The organism is Corallococcus sp. AB049A (assembly GCF_003668885.1).
Classification (GTDB): Bacteria; Myxococcota; Myxococcia; order Myxococcales; family Myxococcaceae; genus Corallococcus; species Corallococcus interemptor.
In genome coordinates, this window is sequence record NZ_RAWL01000913.1 from 1 (window position 1) to 568 (window position 568).

At 72.5% G+C, this 568-nt stretch carries 1 protein-coding gene; it reads left to right on the forward strand.

Annotation, left to right across the window (positions count from 1 at the left end):
• Positions 1–568, forward strand: a 568-nt coding sequence (locus D7X55_RS40200) for a polyketide synthase (protein ID WP_147470460.1), incomplete at both ends; no start/stop codon positions are given.

Genomic DNA, 568 nt, shown 5'->3' on the forward strand with positions numbered 1-568 from the left:
GGGCTGTCGGGTGACTTCCTGGCCACGCGGGTGTCGTACGAGCTGGATTTGACGGGCCCGGCGATGACGGTGCAGTCGGCGTGCTCCACGTCGCTGGTGGCGTTGCATCTGGCGTGTCAGTCGCTGCTCGCGGGCGAGTGCGACCTGGCGCTCGCGGGGGGCGTGTCCATCCGCACGCCGCAGCTGGGCGCTCACCGCAACCAGGAGGGCGGCATCCTGGCGCCGGATGGACGGTGCCGGCCGTTCGACGTGAACGCGGCGGGGACGGTGGTGGGCAATGGCGTGGGGATGCTGGTGCTCAAGCGGCTGGCGGACGCGGTGGCGGACCGGGACACCATCCGCGCCGTCGTGCTGGGCACGGCGCTGAACAACGACGGGGGCGCGAAGACGGGGTTCGCGGCGCCTTCGGTGCAGGGGCAGTCGGCGGTGATCCGCGAGGCGCTGTCGGTGGCGGGCGTGTCTCCGTCGGAGGTGTCCTACGTGGAGGCGCATGGGACGGCGACGGCGTTGGGGGATCCGATCGAGGTCGCGGCGCTCAAGCAGGTGTTCGAGGGCGTCTCGCCGGGGG